Here is a 19,308-nt window from a genome sequence, read left to right as displayed (position 1 = left end):
TCTTTGATAACTATTTTGTTTGATGGCTTGGCGCTTTATAAAAGTGGCTTTCGACTAGTCGTTGAGTAATAGGATGCTCGGGATGAGTCAGTACTTGGTTGGTCTCGCCAAACTCGACCACTTCACCTTCATGCATCACCATCACTTTATCAGTAATATGCTTAACAATGCCAATGTGCTGAGACACGTACACAAATGACAATCCCATCTCTTCTTGCAACTCGAGGAATAAGTTAATGATCTGCGAGCGCATTGCCATATCCAAACCGTTTAACGCCTCATCAGCGACAATGATGGAAGGTTGAAGAATAAGTGCACGAGCCAAACACACGCGCTGTTTTTGACCGGCAGCTAGCATTTGTGGATAAAAATAGGCGTGCTCAGGCAGCAATCCTACGCGGAGTAGGGTGTTCTTTACACGCTGCATGCGCGCATCTGGCGGCATGTTGGTATTTCGCTTTAGCGGACCTTCTAAAATACGACCAATCTGGATTCGTGGGTTTAACGATGTGTTTGGATCTTGGAAAATCATGCGGATGAGCTTGCAGCGTGTCGCGTAATCTTTGTGCTCCAATCGTTCGCCATTCACACGGATCTCTCCGGAGCTTGGTTCAACAACGCCAGCAAGCATACGAGCTAGTGTGGATTTTCCTGACCCGTTTTGACCAATAAAACCAATAGTTTGTCCTGGCTCTAAAGTAAAGCTTACCGGTTTAACTGCCTCATTAACCTGACGTTTGAACAGACGGGAGCGCGTAACAAATTGCTTCGATAAATTATCGACTTCAAGTAACGCACTCATGACTTTTTCTCCGTGTTCAATGGAAAGTGGCAGTTAAATTTATGATTCTTAATTCGTCTGGTGTGTGGAATTTCTACACATTGTTTCTGCGCATATGGGCAACGTGGTCCGAGGCGACAACCGATAGGCAGATGCTGCAATGGCGGAATCGAGCCCGGTAGGGATTGGAGTTTTTGCTTGTGTGGTACCCAATCATTAAAGTCTGGCATCGCTTTAAGCAAGGCATCTGTATACGGGTGCTTGGGTGCCGCAATGATTTTACTGGTATCGGCAGACTCTACCGACTGACCACAATACATTACCGTAATACGTCCTGCCCACTGTGTTATGGTCGCTAAGTCGTGGCCGATAAGCAGAATGGTTGTGTTATTAAGTTGGTTCATGCGGCTCAACAGACGCAAAATTTGCGATTGGGTAATCGGGTCTAAGTCGTTGGTTGGCTCATCTGCGATCAGCAACTTTGGTTTGGTCGCTATCGCCATGGCAATCATGACTTTTTGACACTCACCATCAGTCAGTTCATAAGGGTAGCTACCCATTAAACGCTTGTGATCTTTAATACCCACTTTATGCAAAAGCGCGATGGCCTGTTTTTTACGCCATTTAAATCGCTCCCACCATTTCCCTTCAAATGCGCGAGATGGAATGGATTCAATCAATTGACGCCCGACTTCCTCTGAAGGGTCAAGACAAGTTGAAGGTTCTTGGAAAATCATCGCAATATCACGAGCAATGACGCGCCGACGCTCTTTTGGTGTAAGCTGAAGCAAGTCAATATTGCCAAGGCGCATACGGTCTGCGGTGATGCGCCAGTTATCTTTACTTACCCCGACAATCGCTTTTGCAACTAAGCTTTTCCCTGAACCAGACTCACCTACAAGACCACGAATTTCGCCTTCGTTCAAAGTTAGGCTCATTCGGTCAACGGCTTTGACCAACCCTTGAGGTGTTTCGATCTCAATGGTCAAATGTCGAATATCTAACAACGGCATTATTCGATCCCCGCATTAAGCGCTTGACGTACACCTTCACCTACTAAGTTTAGGGTAATAACAGTAAACATGATGGTCAGGCCGGGTAGGGTCACTGTCCAAGGTGCAATATAAATAAGCTCGACAGAGTCACCTAATATTGCTCCCCACTCGGTGCTTGGGGCCTGTGCGCCTAGGCCAAGAAAACCCAGTGCCGTAATATCTAAAATCGCAGCAGAGAGCGCGAGTGTGATTTCAGCGGCAATGACCGTCAGAATGTTAGGAAGAATTGAACTCCACAGTAAGTAGAAATCATTAGCGCCATCAAGGCGTGCTGCCATTATGTAGTCTTTTTCAACTTCGGTGTGGACTGCGATATAAACGGAGCGAATAAAACGCGGAATCAAAGCCAAGCAGATTGCGAGTAAAATATTGAACCCACCAAAGCCTAGAAATGCCACAAAAATGATTGCTAATAAGAGCGACGGGATCGACATGACGGTATCGAGCAAGTGGTTGAGAGTACTCGACAGTAAGCCTTTCGTCATACCTGCCAATACGCCAATTAAACAGCCTACAACGGCAGCAATTGCGGTGATGGCGACAGCAGCGCCAAATGTCAGCTGAGAGCCCATAATCAGGCGCGAAAGAATATCTCTACCTAAGTCATCGGTCCCCAAAAAGTAATCAACCGTTCCTGCTGGGGCCCATGATGGCGGCACAAGCAACTCACCTGACTGTGCTTGGGCGTCAAATGGTGCAAGTAGGGGGGCAAAAATGGTAATAAGGACGATAAACACCAAGCACCACAAGCCAAACATGGCTAGTCCGTTGGCGCGGTAGCTTCGCCAAAAACGCTCAAACTGTGTTGGAATGCGCTCTTCCTGATAAACGTTATTTGTTAGCATACCATTCCTTTCGAACTAAAGGGTTAATCATCGCGCCAATCAAATCCGAGAGAATGTTAGCGGTAAGAACCAAAGTCGCAAGTACCATCACGCCAGCTTGGATAGATGCATAGTCTTGGCTTGCCAGCGCATCTAAAAGCCAACGACCAATACCTGGCCAGTTAAAAATAGACTCCGTGATGATAGCTAAGGTAATCATACTCGAAAGTTGAACACCAACTTTGGGAATGATAGGCGGTATCGCATTCCGCAATACATGTTGAGTTACGATTTCGCGGTTAGAAAGACCTTTGATTCTCGCTGCACGGATGTAGTTTTGGCTCATCACTTCCGCTACCGAGGAACGCATTAGTCCGACAACCTGGGTGGTTGGAGCCAAAGCGAGCACCAAACATGGCAGCACCATATGCTCAATAACGCTTTGCAGTGCATGAGCGCGGTATTCGCCTTTCGCCATGAATGCGTCGATAATGGCAAACCCGGTTACATGATCAATTTCGTAAAGTAAATCATACCGTCCCGCAACGGGAAAGAGTTGGTATTCCAATGAAAAGACCATGATAAGTAGCAGAGCTACCCAAAAGATTGGGGCGGAATAACCAGACATTGACATGAATGAAATGCTGGTATCGAGCCATTTACCTTGCTTCATCCCAGCCACGGTTCCAAGAGGAATGCCGATCAAAAGGGACACCAAAAAGGCAAAAAAGCACAGTTCCAAAGTGGCTGGGAATACAACGGCGAGCTCGTCGTAAATCGCATTGCCGTTTTTACTTATGCCAAAATCGAGTTGAGAAAGGTTGATTAAGTAAGTTTGCCAACCAGACCAAAAATCAACGTTTGCCCAGTGCGAGAGAGGGTCAAGGCGAAGCAGAGAAAAACCCACTAATGTAAGGATCATCAAAGTGATGATAAATAGGTTAAAGCGTCGAACGGTATACCAAAACATCAGTGAATTCTCTCAACTCTATCAAACGGTTGGGCATTGAAAGGGCTTGATTTGAAGCCTGTCAAAGATTTGTCGTGCACACGGAACTGCACGCCATGCGCCAGAGGAATAACCGGGAACTCTTGATTCAAAATGTTCTGTGCTTGGCGATATAGGTTCAAACGGTAACGCGGTTCTTGAGTTTCTAACGCCAAATCGAGCAAGAAATCGAAGTCATCGTTACACCACATGGACACGTTAAGGCCAACGCGGTCAGACTCGCAAGATAATAAAGGGCGGAAAAAGTTGTCAGGATCCCCGGTATCACCAATCCAACCTGTTAAAAGTAAATCGATATCGTTGATGTTCTCCAAATCCACACGTTCAAACCTATCATCGGTCAGTAGCGTTAATTTAACCCCAATATCGGCAAAATTCGCTTGGATTAGCTCTGCGGTCTTGCGAGGGCTTGGGTTAAAAGCACGTGGTTCAAGTGGTACCCACATGGTCAATTCTAGGCCGTCTCCGTAGCCTGCATCTCGAAGTAGTGCCAATGCATAATTCCGGTCATAACGAATTTTTACACTGTCTTTTTGATAAGCCCATGAATTAGGTGGTAGCAAGGTATAAGCTTGGGAGCCAGTTCCGTAGTAAACCGAGTCTAAAATATTTTGACGGTTGATCGCTAAGTTAAGTGCTTGGCGGACTCGAGCATCACTCAGCGCGGTGGTTTCTGTGTTTATCGCAATAAAGGAAACGTTGTTAGCTGGTGTAGCCGTCAGCTCAAGGTTGTCATTTTCTTGAATGACAGGTATTTGGCTCGAAATAGGTGAAGAGAGTACGTCACACTCGTTTCTTAAAAGTTTAGCTAATGTACCCGTCCCTCTGTGAGAGATATCGAACACCACTTGTTCCATTTTTGCTGGTGACTTCCAGTAATTAGAATGACGCTCTAATCGAATCAAATCGTTCACTTGGTACTCTTTTAATTGATAAGGGCCGGTACCGATAGGAAGTTGGTCGATTTCTTCTTTATGATCTTTTGCTGCCAATTGCTGTCCATACTCCGCAGACAAGATAACCGCATGGCTGGTGGCAATATTGGCCAAGAAAGAAAAGTTTGGCTGAGATAACGTAAACCTTACCGTATGCTCATCTATTGCAACCACGTCTTGGAGTAGGCTTTGAAAATCTAACCCTGCAAACCATGGATAAAAACCACCACCTACTTGGTGAAAAGGATGGTCTACATCGATGATTCGCTTGAAGCTAAATACCACATCTTTTGCATTCAATGGGCGAGTGGGTGTGAACCAAGGCGTGGTTTGGAATTTAACACCACGTTTAAGCTTAAACGTGTATTCCGTCCCTGATTCATTTACTGACCAACTCTCGGCGATGCTTGCCACGGGCTGATGTGATTTAGGATCGAGCGTGAGCAGCGTATCGTACAGCTGCGGGCTCAGAGCCTCTGCGGTAATACCGCTATCAATAAGCTGAGGGTTAAACGTGGTCGGCTTACCCTGTCCGCAAAACACAAAGCCAGCTTTGCGAATATCATTGTGGTCAATTTCATCGCCACAAGCGGTCAGTAGGCTAATCCCAATAAGGCTCAGCGATAATCTTATAAAAGCATTCATAATATGAAATGTTCATTGGATCTTGCTCGTTTCGTTTGATCTTACTCTTTCAAAGCTAACAAGCGAAAATGATCTCGCTAATTTATCACCTTTGTGAACTCGCTCCAAACATAAAATCCATACACTGTAAGGTGTTATGCCATAAATGCATGCGAATTAGAGCGCAGTCACGAGCTCGTGTATTGATTGAGTACTCTCGGTCAAGTTAGCTTTGTCCGACCAAACCATATTTTCTAACCATCCCTCGTAATTGGTGATAGCTCAAGCCAAGTAGCTCGGCTGCTTGTCGTTGATTAAACTTGGCTTCTTCCAATGCACGATTGAGTAAATGGATATCTTGTTCCTCTTGCCATTGTTTATAGTCTAGAGGGAATTGGATGGTGTTGCTTGATGCTTCCTCTTCTTGTTGCTCTGCTTGTGTTGCACTATGGCCAAGCGCGCTGAGCCAAACTGTTTCAAAAGGATTGAAAATCAGTTCATCAATTGGGTGAGCATTCAGACCATGTTGGTAAATCGCACGTTCAATCACGTTTTTTAGTTCGCGGACGTTACCGGGCCATTCATATTCAATAAGCGATTGTTGCGCTTTTGGGGTAAAACCGACAAAGTATTCCAGTTGCAGTTCACGACACATTTTCATCGCGTAGTGCTCTGCTAAAGAGAGAATGTCTTCTTTGCGCTCGCGAAGAGGTGGTAACATAATGACATCGAAGGCTAGCCTGTCGAGCAGATCTGCACGAAAATCACCTTGCTCTGCCAACTTTGGTAGGTCGGCATTGGTTGCACAAACAAGTCGAACATCCGCATTGAGAGCGGTATGACCGCCAACTCGCTCATATTCACCATATTCGATGACGCGTAATAGCTTTTCTTGAACTAAAAGTGGTGCGGTCGCCAGCTCGTCAAGAAACAAAGTACCGCCCTCGGCACGCTCGAAACGCCCTTTATGCTTACCTTTAGAGCCTGTGAACGAGCCGGATTCATGTCCAAACAATTCGGAATCTATTAGCCCTTCGCTTAATGTCGCACAGTTGAGTGATAGTAGTGGTTTATCCCAACGTCTTGATAAATAATGCAAACGCTGAGCGATGAGTTCTTTACCCGTACCTCGTTCACCAATGATGAGGACAGGGCGCTCAATGGGTGCAAGTTGTGATACTTTATCTAGTACAGCGAGAAAAGCAGGTGATTCACCAATCAGGTTTTGCTTCATAAAGTCCTTCTTATTTAACAGCCGAGCCATGATTCAGGGATAGAGTTGGTAAATTTCACCAACAGTTGGTGAAAAACATCATAGCACAATAGTGTGTAACGACAACAAAATGAATAACACTCTGATTTAAAAGAAAATTATAAGTTGGCACGTTACTTGTTATGTATTCAGGGAGACACAAGGTTAATCACCACCTTGTCGAGTTTTAATAGGAAAAAAGAGGAGTTCCGTTATGGGTATTTTTTCTCGATTTGCAGATATCGTTAACTCAAACATCAGTGCATTACTGGACAAGGCGGAAGATCCTGAAAAAATGATCCGTCTTATCATTCAAGAAATGGAAGACACACTTGTTGAAGTGCGTACTAACTCGGCTAAAGCGATTGCAGACAAGAAAGAGTTGGCTCGTAAGGTTGAAACGTTAGAAGAGCAAATTGGCGAATGGGGCCAAAAAGCGAGCTTAGCATTAGTTAAAGAGCGCGAAGATCTAGCTCGTGCAGCATTAATTGAAAAGCAAAAGCTAGAGCAAGTGATTAAAGGCCTCCACACTGAGCAAACCTTAGTGGAAGAAACGATCGATAAGCTTACTGGCGAGATTGGTAAGTTGGAAAGCAAAATTGCTGAAACGCGCGCAAAACAGCAAGCACTAGCAATTCGTAATCAAACTGCATCTAACCGTCGTGATGTGCAAAAACACCTGCACACTAGCCGTACTAATGAAGCGATGGCGAAATTTGAGCAGTACTCACGTAAAGTGGATGAAATGGAAGCGGAAGCAGACTTGTATGCTCAAACTGGTAATGCTAAATCGCTAGAACAAGAGTTTGCAGAGTTGCAGGCACAAGACGAAATTGAAAAAGAGTTGGCAAAACTGAAAGAACAGATGTCATCGAAAGATAAATAAGAAAGGAGCCATTTATGTCGGCATTTTTTATAGCAGGACCAGTGATTGTCTTTTTAATCTTTGTCGCTCCACTATGGCTCTTCTTACACTATCGCAGCAAACGCAAAACAGATAGTGCACTGTCGAGCCAAGATTTAGAGCGCCTTCAGGTACTATCTGAAAAAGCGGAAGCGATGCAGTCCCGAGTTGATACATTGGAGCGCATCTTGGATGCTGAGTCACCAACATGGAGACGCAAGTATGAATAATCGAGAACTGTATCGTGATCCAGTAAATGGCAAAATCTCCGGTGTTTGCGCCGGAATTGCCAACTACTTTGGTGCAGAAGTTTGGTTGATTCGTATTGTAGTGATTTCTGCAGCGCTGTTAGGTGGTACGTTTTTGGTCTTGTTAGCGTACATCGCGATGGCGTTTATGTTAGAAAAGCAACCAGTAACGTATTCTGAAAATATCAGAGCGCAGCAAGAGCATACGCTCAAAAGTAAGCCTTGGCAGAAAGGGCAAAGCCCTGATCAACTGCTCAGTGTGTTGGAAAGGGATTTTGACCGTCTTGATGGCAAAATTCGTAACATGGAAGCGTATGTTACGTCTGATACATATAGGGTGAACAGAGAATTCAGTAAGCTCTAGGCATTTTGTATCCAAAGAAGATTTAACTGAAGCAGGCATAAAGCCTGCTTTTTTATCACAAATTACTAATTTTAAAGCACTATTAATCTTTTCTGCTCTGGAAGTTCGTTCAAAATTCATCTACTTTAAAAATAATCCCCCAATTTTTATGGATGAATGTAATGAGAAAATTGCTCATTCCTATTGCCATCTCGGCTGTCTTGTCGGGGTGCGGTAAAGAACTTCCTCCTGTTCCTGAACCTGAATCGCGCCCTGCGAAGCTATTTACAGTATCTGTTGGCAATGCCCAGTTTGAGCGACATTTTCCTGCCACGACGGAAGCTGGCGATAGAGCAGTACTGACATTTCGAGTTCCAGGGCTTCTTCAAACGATAGAAGTGAATGAAGGTCAAGTCGTCAGTAAAGGTGATGTTTTGGCATCATTAAACCCAGATGAATATTCTCTGCTCGAACAGCAAGCTCGGGCAAATTTTTTGCTCGCAGATGTGCAATACAAGCGATACCAAAAGCTACGTAAAGACCAAGTAGTATCTGAGCAAGATTTTGATGAGGCAAAAGCGAACCATAACTCGGCAAAAGCTCAATGGAATCAAGCAAAGGCAAACTTAAGATATACCAAACTTGTCGCGCCATATGATGGCACTATTTCGTACATTCCAGCAGAAAACCATGAATATGTTGCCGCGAAAGAAGGGGTGATGAATATTCAGTCCAACCAACTCCTCAAAGTGATATTCCAAATCCCAGACTATCTTCTAAATCGTTACACGCAGGGGAGCGATGTCTCTGCCAGAATGATATTTGATGCGTTCCCCGAGCGAGCCTTTGATTTAACCTTTCAGGAAATCGATACAGAAGCCGATCCTAAAACGGGCAGTTACAAAGTCACGATGGTCATGGAACGGCCAGCAGAAATAGGCCTTTTGCCGGGAATGTCTGGCAATGCTTACCTCCTGTCCAAAAGTGCAGGAGCGACAAAGATTCCTAACTCTGCGCTGCTAGTAGAGAACGGCAAAACATACGTTTGGCGTGTCGATGAGCAAGGCATTGTGTCTAAAGCCGCAATTGAGATGAATGACAAAAATCAAGTGTTAGCCGGGCTTAACGATGGCGACCAAATCATTATCTCGGGTGTCAGTGTAATTGAACCCGGAATTAAGGTAAGAGCGTGGATTAAGGAAAGAGGGTTGTAATATGAAAGGAATCATCTCTCTAGCGACTTTACTTTCAACGCTTTTTCTCGTTGGCTGTGGGGATAAGGCGCCAGAAAAAGAGCTCGAAACGCCACGAGTTAGGGTTACGTCATTAGCGGGAAACAAGGTGGACGACAACTTGTACTTCCCTGCGGTTGCGAATGCAGCGGATCGCTCTCATTTGAGCTTCAGAGTGGCAGGAGAAGTCAGCCGCATCATGGTAAAAGAGGGCGACAAAGTCACGAAGGGTGATGTTATTGCAACGCTAGATCCCACTGACTATGAGTTGGATGTAGATAATGCGAGTGCGCGTTTTTCTGTTGTCGACAGTCAGTATCGCCGCTCACGCCCTTTGGTTGATAAAGGCCTATTAGCTAAGTCTCAGTTTGATGAAATTGCAGCACAACGACAAATCGCCTTAGCTGAGCTTCAGTTAGCCAAACTTCGTCTATCATTTACTGCCTTAAAAGCGCCTGTGGATGGGATTATTTCGCGAGTTAATATCGACCAATTCGAAAATGTTCAAGTCGGACAGCATATCGTTAATATTCACAGCTTGGAGCGAGTCGAAGTGTTGATTCAGCTTCCTGACCGCCTCTATGTGAACCAACCGCCAACGGAAGAAAGGCTTACCGCGATCAAAGCATTGGTGCGCGTGCCCAGTGGTAACGAATATAACGCGACGGTAAAAGAATTTACGACTGAGCCCGATCCAACAACAGGTACGTTTACTGTCACACTGTCGCTTCCTATGCCGGAAGAAGAGTACATCCTAGATGGGATGGCTGTTGAAGTAACGTCTAAAGACGAGAATGTTGGGCTTGATCTCAACCTAGGAATTAATGTCCCTATCGAAGCCATTTTTAATGCGGATGGTGACGAGCTGGGGCGCGAAAACAAATTTGTTTGGGTACTGAATGACGACAATACGGTATCGCGCAAACAGGTGCGAGCAGGTAAGGCATCTAAAACGTCCATTCAAATCCTTGATGGTCTCATGCTCAAAGACAAAGTTGTGATTGCCGGTGTTTCTCGATTAAGGGATGGCATGAAAGTGGAAGTGATACAGGAAATGGCTACGCAGGAGGCCGGTCTATGAGCGATCTTAATAAATCAGTGCCTCAAAGTGATGATGATGTGACCGGTATTGCTGCGTACTTCATCCGAAATCGCGTCATCAGTTGGATGGTCGCACTGATATTTTTGATTGGTGGTATCGCCGCATTCTTTGGTTTAGGGCGTCTTGAGGACCCTGCTTTTACTATTAAAGATGCGATGGTAGTGACCTCTTACCCTGGTGCGACACCGCAACAAGTCGAAGAAGAAGTGACGTATCCAATCGAAAAAGCGATTCAGCAGCTTACTTATGTTGATGAAGTAAATTCGATTTCTAGCCGAGGATTATCGCAAATCACGGTCACGATGAAGAACAATTATGGCCCTGATGATCTGCCACAAATCTGGGATGAGTTACGCCGTAAAGTGAACGACCTTAAAGGGACGTTGCCTCCAGGTGTGAATGAACCTCAAGTGATCGATGATTTTGGTGATGTTTACGGGATTTTGTTAGCGGTGACTGGCGACGGTTATAGCTATAAAGAGTTACTGGATTACGTCGATTACTTACGCCGAGAGCTCGAACTGGTTGATGGCGTGAGTAAAGTTTCGGTATCCGGGCAACAGCAAGAACAAGTTTTCATCGAAGTATCGATGAAAAAGCTGAGCAGTATAGGTCTTGCTCCGGATACCGTGTTTAATCTTCTTTCGACGCAAAACGTGGTTTCTGACGCGGGAGCGATCAGAATTGGTGACGAGTACATCAGAATTCAGCCGACTGGCGAGTTCCAGAGTGTGGAGGAGCTGGGTGATTTGTTGATTACTGAGTCGGGCGCTCAAGGGCTCATTTTCTTGAAAGATGTGGCGGAAATAAAACGCGGGTATGTAGAAGTCCCGAATAATATTATTAATTTTAACGGAAGCCTTGCACTAAACGTCGGCGTTTCTTTTGCTGAAGGCGTCAACGTCGTTGAAGTCGGAAAAGCATTTGATCATCGCCTTGCCGAGCTAAAGTACCAACAACCTGTTGGTATCGAAATCTCTGAAATTTACAGTCAGCCTAAAGAGGTGGATAAATCGGTTAGCGGTTTTGTTGTCAGCTTGGCTCAAGCTGTCGGTATCGTCATTATCGTACTTCTGTTCTTTATGGGGCTACGTTCTGGGCTACTTATCGGTTTAATCTTGCTGCTGACGGTGCTGGGTACGTTCATTTTCATGAAGTATCTCGCGATAGATTTACAGCGGATTTCATTAGGTGCCTTGGTTATCGCATTGGGTATGCTGGTGGACAATGCAATCGTCGTGGTTGAGGGGATTTTGATTGGTACTCAAAAAGGGCGAACTCGACTCCAAGCAGCGACCGACATTGTTACCCAAACAAAGTGGCCATTACTTGGGGCAACTGTGATTGCGGTAACTGCATTTGCGCCAATTGGACTGTCTGAAGACTCGACGGGCGAATACTGTGGCACTTTATTTACGGTTCTGCTGATCTCTTTAATGTTGAGCTGGTTTACCGCTATCTCGTTGACACCATTCTTTGCTGACATCTTCTTTAAAGGCCAGAAGATTAAACAAGGTGAAGGGGAAGAAAATGATCCATATAACGGGGTTATTTTCGTTATTTATAAAAAGTTTCTTCAGTTTTGTATGCGTCGTGCTTGGTTTACCGTTGTGGTGCTGATTGCGGGATTAGCGGCAAGTGTTTACGGGTTCACCTTTGTGAAGCAAGCGTTTTTCCCATCTTCGACAACGCCGATTTTTCAGTTAGATGTATGGATGCCAGAAGGAACTGATATTCGAGCAACCAACACAACGCTTAAAGAGTTAGAAAGTTGGTTAGCTAAGCAAGAGCATGTTGACCATATCACGACGACCGCGGGTAAAGGCTTACAGCGCTTCATGTTAACGTACGCGCCAGAGAAAAGTTATGCGGCTTATGGTGAGATAACCACTCGTATGGAAAACTACGAAGCGTTAAAACCATTAATGGCGAAGTTTCGAGAGTATTTAAAAGCCAACTACCCAGAAATCAATTACAAGCTCAAACAGATTGAGTTAGGCCCTGGTGGTGGTGCAAAAATTGAAGCGCGCATTATTGGTTCAGATCCAACCGTCCTTCGTACGATAGCCGCTCAGGTCAAGGACATCATGTACGCCGATCCTCAGGCAACAAATATCAGGCATGATTGGCGTGAACGAACCCAAGTTCTTGAACCTCAGTTTAACGAGAGTCAGGCACGTCGCTATGGCATTACCAAATCGGACGTCGATGATTTCTTGTCCATGTCATTCTCTGGAATGACGATAGGCTTATACCGAGACGGCACGACGCTCATGCCTATCGTGGCTCGTTTACCAGAAGATGAGCGCATTGATATTCGTAACATCGAAGGCATGAAAATATGGAGTCCAGCACAGAGCGAGTTTATTCCACTTCAACAAGTCACAATGGGTTACGACATGCGTTGGGAGGATCCTATTATTGTGCGTAAGAACCGTAAGCGTATGCTCACTGTGATGGCAGACCCTGATATTCTAGGTGAAGAAACCGCATCGACGTTGCAAAAACGTTTACAGCCCCAAATCGAAGCGATTCAAATGCCTCCTGGCTATTCACTAGAGTGGGGTGGTGAATACGAATCTTCTGGTGATGCTCAAGAGTCGCTGTTTACTACCATGCCAATGGGGTACTTGTTCATGTTCTTGATCACTGTATTCCTATTTAACTCTATCAAAGAGCCACTCATTGTTTGGCTTACCGTGCCGCTGGCGTTAATTGGCGTCACCACAGGTTTGTTGGCACTCAACACGCCGTTTGGTTTTATGGCATTGCTCGGCTTCTTAAGCTTATCGGGAATGGTGCTCAAAAATGGCATCGTATTACTGGACCAAATTGAAATTGAAATGAAGTCCGGTAAAGAGGCTTATGACGCGGTCGTTGATGCTGCGGTAAGTCGCGTCCGTCCCGTTTGTATGGCTGCTATCACGACGATCCTTGGTATGATCCCACTGTTGCCAGATATTTTCTTCAAACCAATGGCGGTTACGATTATGTTTGGTTTGGGTTTTGCGACAGTCCTGACACTGATTGTCGTGCCAGTGTTGTATCGTTTGTTCCATAAAGTGGCAGTACCGAAACAGGCTTAGTGCTACTGATATAACGATGAAAAATATCGCGCCTCTAACTCATCAGTTAGAGGCGCTTTTTAAGGAAGAATAATGACAGAACAAAAAACGTGTGCGTGGGCGATGAATCACCCATTAGAGCGCGAATATCATGATTCCGAATGGGGCGTGCCAGTATATGACGACCAAGTCCTGTTTGAATTTATTACGTTGGAAGGTGCGCAAGCTGGCCTTAGTTGGATCACCATCCTTAAAAAGCGCGAAGGTTACAGAGAAGCGTTCGAGAATTACGATCTAGATGCGTTGGAACAAAGAAATGAAGAACGCGCTGAATACATCGTGGAAAACTTCGATGTTGTGAGACATCGCGGAAAGATTAACTCGGTATTCAGTAATGCCAAAGCGGCCAAAGCGTTAATTGCTGAATACGGGAGTTTATCAGACGCGTTGTGGCAGTTCGTGGATGGCGAACCAATCGTCAATCAATGGCAACATATGAGTGACGTACCAGCTTCGACAGAGCAATCCAAAGCCATGAGTAAATTCCTAAAAAAGAAAGGCTTCAAGTTTGTCGGTGAAACCATCTGTTATGCCTTCATGCAAGCCGTCGGCATGGTGGATGACCATATCGTTGGATGTCCTAAAAAGCAGAATAAGTAACGTTTGGCTATTAAGCTAATGTTGTTAGTTCTGGCTATCATGAATACGTTCCAAAGCTTCGATTCGACGCCATTGAGTGGCATCGAAGCTTTGTTTTCTTAAAGCAATGATTTCTGCCTGTTTTTCGTCTTGCCCTAAAAAACCCCTATTCAGAATATTTTGACGCTGCTTTAAGTAAGTGGCGAGTTGAGTCTCAAATGATGCTCTTTGCTCATCAAGCTTTTGCAGCCTCTGCGCTCCGGCATCTCCTACCAGAGCAACACGGGCGATGTACTTGTCTTGTGAATCAAGCTGAGAAGCTTGCTCGAGCTGCTCTGCTAATGCGTTATTGCGTTCACTTTCTCGTATGTAATCCGGTTGTTCTGATAATGCTTGATTGAGAAGGTGTGCTTGACTCTCGATATCCGATGCCTGTGTTTTAATCGTCAGCTTTTCTAAAGCAAGTTGGCGAAGTCGGTTTTCTTCGTCAAACAATTGGGTTATCTGCACCTCGTTAAAGTATTGAAGCTGTAAGTTCAGTATTGCTTCATTCAGCATGGTTAAATGTTCAAGCGTTAGGTGGTTGTGCTCAAAAGGCTCTAATGCAGAGAGTGCTTGCTTGTAGGAAAGGTAGGCTTGAAAAAGTTTGGCATCAATATTCAGAGTTTGCTTTGCTAAAGTGTCATCATTAACTTCCGCTTTGATCGTATCGAGATCTTCTTCGCCCAGCCGGCTAAGAGAATATTCGAAGAAGTCTTTTGGGGAAGAGACATCGGCGGCTATATCTTGCTGAGATTGCGAATGGTTAGAGGTTATCTCTTGTTGTTTGTCGCTTTGCAACAGAGAAAGCGCTCCCACGCCAAATATCGAGAGCAGGATAAAAGTGGTGAGAGCGACTTTCTTCATTGTGATGACCTCTTATAAACCTTGAAGTTTGAGACGATTTGCATGTTGGCGATAAAGCGTGACTGGATCGGTTTCAAAAAGATGATGAATACCGAGTAGGCCGTTAATTTCATCCAAATGGTTCATTTGATAATCATCACGTATGACTTTGCCCAAATGTGTGCTGCACGCACCAACTAAGCCATCATTTGGCCCATCAAAGGCTAAGCCAAGTACCATCATGGCAGCGTCGGTCGGATCGAAAACGTTTGTAAAAGTGGATGATCCGGTCCATGAGTAGTAATAAACGCCATTTGAAGCCAGCAAGTCACCATTACCACATTCACTGGTAGGGACTCCTTCTGGATAGTGTTGGTTAAACGCTAATGATCCTTCCGTGGTTAATGCTGCTAGTGAGGCTAAAGGGTCTTGGTCGAGATCAGAACCGCCTGATAGAAGATTAATAAGAGTGGTTAAACCTTGCGCCAGTTTTACCGCGAGCTGCTCACTACCCGAACCCTCAGATACGGTGCCACGAACTAAATCTGCCACTTTAGACCCTTTATTAACGCCTCCTATACTCGTAACTGATGCGACTAGGTCAGGACGGACAGAGGCAACATAGCGCGTTGTTGGACCACCATGACTGTGACCAATGAGATTGACTTTCTCTGCGCCTGTTGCTGCAAGTAAGGTTTCTACTTGAGCAAGCAGTTGCTCCCCTCGAACTTCGCTGCTATTGGTCGCGGATACCTGTGCAACATAAACCGTAGCGCCATCTTTTGTTAAGGAATGTGGTATTCCGAAAAAGTAATCAACGCCTGCCAGGGTATCAAAACCAAACAAACCGTGAACCAGAACAATCGGATACTTGGTTTGGGTATAACCTGTTGCAGCGTATACGGAGGTTATTGGGACGGTAACTAAGGTAAAAAGCATTAGCGCTATAAATTTGAGTTTCAAAACTATCTCCTTGTGGTATGACCTCTTATGAATGATAAAAAGTAGGAGAGAAACTCTAAATTTGGAAAGCCTATTTGTGGCACATTATTTCATTCTGTGACTGCTCAATTGAAAAACAACACAAATGATTAACATTAATTAATGGCTCGGGTGAATGTTAGTTAATTCTAATTAAGTCAGGGGTTTATAAAAACGCCCCGCAATGCAGGGCGATTCAATCATTGTTATAGGGAGGCTTCTTTTTCAAGCATTAAGGCATTATAACGCGCAAAACCAGCCTCTAAATCAGCGATCAAGTCATTCACGTCTTCTAAGCCAATATGAATACGAACCAAAGTACCTTCAAAGTGTGGGTGAGCTATGGTTCTCAGGCTGTTAAAGCTCTTAGGTTCGTTAGCTAGAATGAGGCTTTCATAACCGCCCCAAGAGTAACCCATACTGAAGTGTTTCATGCCATCAAGCAGAGCCGTCGTCGCTTTTGGATAAGACGTTTTGAGAACAAATGAAAACAAGCCGTTTCCACCTGTGAAGTCTCGTTTGAAAAACTCATGGCCAGGATTTGTTTCTAAAGCTGGATGGCGGACATGATCAACTTCTGGGCGAGAAGCGAGCCACTGAGCGACTTTTAAACTGCTTTCTGCGTGCTGTCTTAGGCGAACATCCAACGTGCGAATACCTCGAAGACCTAGGTATGCGTCGTCAGGAGAAACGCACTGACCCATCAGGTAGCTTTGTTCACGAAGCTGATCCCAATACTTTTCAGAAGCCACAGCAGTACCTAGCATGACATCTGAATGTCCAACGATATACTTAGTTGCCGCTTGAATGGAAATGTCTACGCCATGCTCGAAAGGAGAGAAGTTCACGCCAGCTCCCCATGTGTTGTCTAGCATCACGATGATATCTTGCTCGTGGGCAATGCGCGCTAATGTAGGCACATCTTGGACTTCCATGGTTATTGAACCAGGAGACTCCAAGAAAAGGACTTTGGTATTCGGCTGAATCAAGTCTCGGATACCTTCACCGATCATTGGGTCATAATAGGTGGTTTCGATGCCCATTTTCTTCATGATGGTGTTACAAAAGTCACGAGTTGGTTCGTAACAAGTGTCCACCATTAGAATGTGATCGCCAGTTTCAACGAAAGAGAGGATGGCATTTGAAATTGCTGCCGTTCCACAAGGGTAAAGCGCGCAACCAGCTCCACCTTCAATCTCAACCATTGCGTCTTGGAAAGCAAAGTGCGTGTTGGTGCCTCGGCGACCATAAAACAATGTTTTGTTTGCACGATTAATGGTGGCTTGGTTCTTTTCTGCAACGGTATTGAATACCACGGTTGAAGCGCGTTGAACGGGTGGGTTTACAACACCATTTGTCCACTTTTTATCGCGGCCAGCGGTAATGAGTTTGGTTTTTTTTCCCTCTGACATAAAAGTTCCCTGTCTTAAATATTACGGTTTTGAATATTTAAAACATGGACGACGTAGGTTATGCAAGGGAAAAGTCAACTATCAGCCAATAACAGCCAAGATGAACAGGTAATGATGTCGAGAGGTATCGTGTAGATAGGGAGCTAAAAGAACAAACCTCCAGCAGGATGCATGTAGCGCTGGAGGTTTTTTAGCCTGTGTATTTGAGGTATTAGAGGAGTGGGTTGAAGAGATAGAACACTCGCTCTAAGAACCGAGAAAATAGGCTCCTTTTCTCCCATTCTTCCAATACAACAGTGTGAGATTGCTTAATATAGCTATCTTGTAACCAAGACATTTGCTTGGTGAACTCTTCGTCATCAACGGCGAGGGTCACTTCGAAGTTCAGCCACAAGCTGCGCATATCCATGTTTACGGTGCCAACTAAACAGAATTGGTCGTCAATTACGACAGATTTTGTATGCAGCAAACCACCATAAAACTCATAAATCTTGACCCCTGCACTCAAGAGCTCACTATAAAAAGCGCGTGACGCCCATTGCACCATCATAGAGTCATTTTTATGTGGAATAATGAGTTCAACGTCAATGCCTCGTTGTGCTGTCATCTTTAACGTTTCGAGTAAATCAGCATTGGGCACGAAATATGGTGTTGTGATTCGTACCGAGCGATTGGCTTGGTTTATTGCCAATGTTAATACTTGATAGATCAGATATTCCGGCATACCTGGGCCAGAAGGCACAACCTGAATAGGGTGTTGGAATTCACTCTCATCGATTTTACATTCAGGTAGTCTCGGTAAATGGCGTTCGCCAGTTTCGACTTCCCAATCCCAACAGTGGATGGCACTCAATACGTTTACCGTTGGTCCTGTAATACGAACCATGATATCCACCCAATGCCCAACGCCACTATTTTGCTTGAAGTAAGCCGGGTCAACCAAGTTCATTGAACCTGTATAAGCAATTTCATCATCAATTACGATGATCTTGCGATGTTGGCGAAGATCAAGACGACGTAAGAAAATACGCCACATCTTCACTTCTAGCGCTTGAATAACTTCAATTCCAGCATCCTGCATCATTCGATACCAAGGACTTCTGAAAAAACGTGGACTACCTGCTGAATCGAGCAATAGCTTGACATCTACGCCGCGTTTAGCCGCTTGAATAAGCGCAGAAGCGACAGAGTCAGCCAAACCACCTGGATGCCAAATGTAGAATACCATTCGAATACTGCTCTGCGCGTTTTCGATGTCTTCAATAATGGAATGCAAAATCTCATTAGGTGACTGTTGCAGCGACAATGTATTACCGCTCAATGCGGGAAGACCAAGGCGGTTGTTACAAAGTTCATCAATTCGGTAGATGTGCCTTCCCATCGTTTCTGGGTTGTGCGCGTTACAGTCGTTAAGCTGACTGAACCACTTCTCGAATGGTGTAAACATCTCTTTCGCACGTTCGGCTCGCTTTCTGCCTAAGTTCAGTTCACCGAAGAGGAAATAACATGCGACACCCAGAACGGGAAGGATATAAATGATCATTAGCCAAGCTAAAGACACGCTCACTGCACGGCGCTTTAAAACGACACGAATGGTCACACCTGCGACCAGTAACCAATATAGCCCGATGCCAGCTAAAGTAAGAAAGTGATAAAACTTGTCCATATACGCTCAGAGTAATATGCCCTTCTAGGATATTAAGCATAAAAGTGGGTTGGGGGAATAGATTTCCCATTTAGACGTGGGATTGACCTTATATAAGGAATGAATTTCATAACAGCTGATTCTGTTATTTTAATGTGAAAAATAAGGTCATTCTTTAACTTTTGAATAAAAAAGCAGCATTTAACCTGCGTAACTCGACACTTGTGCGATAAATGTACTTTTTTGGGGTTCCAATTTTAAAGGGGAGCTGCTTTACTTTCTAGACATAGTGCGTCGAACGCTTATTTTATAAGTGTACAATAATTTTTACATAAACTTTTTAGACGCCTATCTCTATGCATACACAACAAA

At 44.7% G+C, this 19,308-nt stretch carries 17 protein-coding genes; 7 read left to right on the top strand and 10 right to left on the bottom strand.

The features are described 5' to 3' along the window. Positions 1 to 10 precede the first annotated feature (10 nt). The 6 genes from R7Z47_RS09475 to pspF all read right to left on the bottom strand — a co-directional run bounded on the left by R7Z47_RS09475 (position 11) and on the right by pspF (position 6,462). Positions 11 to 802: an ATP-binding cassette domain-containing protein gene (locus R7Z47_RS09475; protein WP_005393308.1), complete on the bottom strand. Its 792-nt coding sequence runs from the start codon at positions 800 to 802 to the stop codon at positions 11 to 13. After that, the gene (locus tag R7Z47_RS09470; RefSeq protein ID WP_005378126.1) at positions 799 to 1,794 is read right to left on the bottom strand and encodes an oligopeptide/dipeptide ABC transporter ATP-binding protein; all 996 of its coding nucleotides are present in this window, start codon (positions 1,792 to 1,794) and stop codon (positions 799 to 801) included. The genes R7Z47_RS09475 and R7Z47_RS09470 overlap by 4 nt, the downstream gene beginning before the upstream one ends. Beyond that, entirely contained in the window at positions 1,794 to 2,681 is an 888-nt protein-coding gene (locus R7Z47_RS09465) for an ABC transporter permease subunit (RefSeq protein WP_005378123.1), read from the bottom strand. Before R7Z47_RS09465 ends, R7Z47_RS09470 begins: the two co-directional genes overlap by 1 nt. Next, positions 2,668 to 3,630 carry an ABC transporter permease gene (locus R7Z47_RS09460; protein ID WP_005378122.1) on the bottom strand — a complete coding sequence of 321 codons (963 nt, stop codon included), beginning with the start codon at positions 3,628 to 3,630 and terminating at the stop codon, positions 2,668 to 2,670. The genes R7Z47_RS09465 and R7Z47_RS09460 overlap by 14 nt, the downstream gene beginning before the upstream one ends. Continuing rightward, on the bottom strand, positions 3,630 to 5,249 hold the full coding sequence (gene sapA / locus R7Z47_RS09455) for an ABC transporter substrate-binding protein SapA (protein ID WP_138939988.1): 1,620 nt from the start codon (positions 5,247 to 5,249) through the stop codon (positions 3,630 to 3,632). Before sapA ends, R7Z47_RS09460 begins: the two co-directional genes overlap by 1 nt. A gap of 205 nt (positions 5,250 to 5,454) precedes the next feature. Further along, positions 5,455 to 6,462, bottom strand: a complete 1,008-nt coding sequence (gene pspF, locus R7Z47_RS09450; protein ID WP_213973312.1) for a phage shock protein operon transcriptional activator — start codon at positions 6,460 to 6,462, stop codon at positions 5,455 to 5,457. A 232-nt stretch (positions 6,463 to 6,694) separates the two neighbouring features. Between pspF and pspA the strand changes: the two genes are divergently transcribed. The 7 genes from pspA (at position 6,695) to R7Z47_RS09415 (ending at position 14,034) form a co-directional block, all read left to right on the top strand. Continuing rightward, entirely contained in the window at positions 6,695 to 7,366 is a 672-nt protein-coding gene (gene pspA, locus R7Z47_RS09445; protein WP_005378119.1) for a phage shock protein PspA, read from the top strand. Positions 7,367 to 7,380: 14 nt separating this feature from the next. Next, positions 7,381 to 7,614 (top strand): envelope stress response membrane protein PspB, encoded by a 234-nt coding sequence (pspB, locus tag R7Z47_RS09440; protein WP_005378117.1) that lies wholly within the window; start codon positions 7,381 to 7,383, stop codon positions 7,612 to 7,614. Further along, entirely contained in the window at positions 7,607 to 7,996 is a 390-nt protein-coding gene (gene pspC / locus R7Z47_RS09435) for an envelope stress response membrane protein PspC (protein ID WP_025766867.1), read from the top strand. The genes pspB and pspC overlap by 8 nt, the downstream gene beginning before the upstream one ends. A gap of 161 nt (positions 7,997 to 8,157) precedes the next feature. Beyond that, on the top strand, positions 8,158 to 9,189 hold the full coding sequence (locus R7Z47_RS09430; protein ID WP_054577943.1) for an efflux RND transporter periplasmic adaptor subunit: 1,032 nt from the start codon (positions 8,158 to 8,160) through the stop codon (positions 9,187 to 9,189). 1 nt (position 9,190) lies between these two features. Beyond that, complete coding sequence (locus tag R7Z47_RS09425) at positions 9,191 to 10,288, top strand: efflux RND transporter periplasmic adaptor subunit (RefSeq protein ID WP_005378112.1); 1,098 nt, start codon at positions 9,191 to 9,193, stop codon at positions 10,286 to 10,288. Next, positions 10,285 to 13,395: an efflux RND transporter permease subunit VmeI gene (gene vmeI / locus R7Z47_RS09420; protein WP_064353810.1), complete on the top strand. Its 3,111-nt coding sequence runs from the start codon at positions 10,285 to 10,287 to the stop codon at positions 13,393 to 13,395. The genes R7Z47_RS09425 and vmeI overlap by 4 nt, the downstream gene beginning before the upstream one ends. A 72-nt stretch (positions 13,396 to 13,467) precedes the next feature. Next, positions 13,468 to 14,034, top strand: a complete 567-nt coding sequence (locus tag R7Z47_RS09415) for a DNA-3-methyladenine glycosylase I (RefSeq protein WP_005378109.1) — start codon at positions 13,468 to 13,470, stop codon at positions 14,032 to 14,034. A gap of 24 nt (positions 14,035 to 14,058) precedes the next feature. Here the strand turns inward: R7Z47_RS09415 and R7Z47_RS09410 are convergent, their stop codons facing one another. The 4 genes from R7Z47_RS09410 to cls form a co-directional block, all read right to left on the bottom strand. Continuing rightward, positions 14,059 to 14,919 carry a lipase secretion chaperone gene (locus tag R7Z47_RS09410; protein WP_086046632.1) on the bottom strand — a complete coding sequence of 287 codons (861 nt, stop codon included), beginning with the start codon at positions 14,917 to 14,919 and terminating at the stop codon, positions 14,059 to 14,061. A gap of 12 nt (positions 14,920 to 14,931) precedes the next feature. Then, entirely contained in the window at positions 14,932 to 15,837 is a 906-nt protein-coding gene (locus R7Z47_RS09405) for an esterase/lipase family protein (RefSeq protein ID WP_017820863.1), read from the bottom strand. 248 nt (positions 15,838 to 16,085) lie between these two features. After that, positions 16,086 to 17,291 (bottom strand): cystathionine beta-lyase, encoded by a 1,206-nt coding sequence (locus tag R7Z47_RS09400; RefSeq protein WP_053349514.1) that lies wholly within the window; start codon positions 17,289 to 17,291, stop codon positions 16,086 to 16,088. Positions 17,292 to 17,502: 211 nt separating this feature from the next. Beyond that, positions 17,503 to 18,957, bottom strand: a complete 1,455-nt coding sequence (cls, locus tag R7Z47_RS09395; protein ID WP_005378105.1) for a cardiolipin synthase — start codon at positions 18,955 to 18,957, stop codon at positions 17,503 to 17,505. Positions 18,958 to 19,308: the final 351 nt, after the last annotated feature.

Source organism: Vibrio sp. 1641, from assembly GCF_033339995.1.
Taxonomy (GTDB): domain Bacteria; phylum Pseudomonadota; class Gammaproteobacteria; order Enterobacterales; family Vibrionaceae; genus Vibrio; species Vibrio alginolyticus.
Note: the sequence above shows the minus strand (reverse complement) of the source record. Positions and strands in the feature narration are given on the sequence as shown.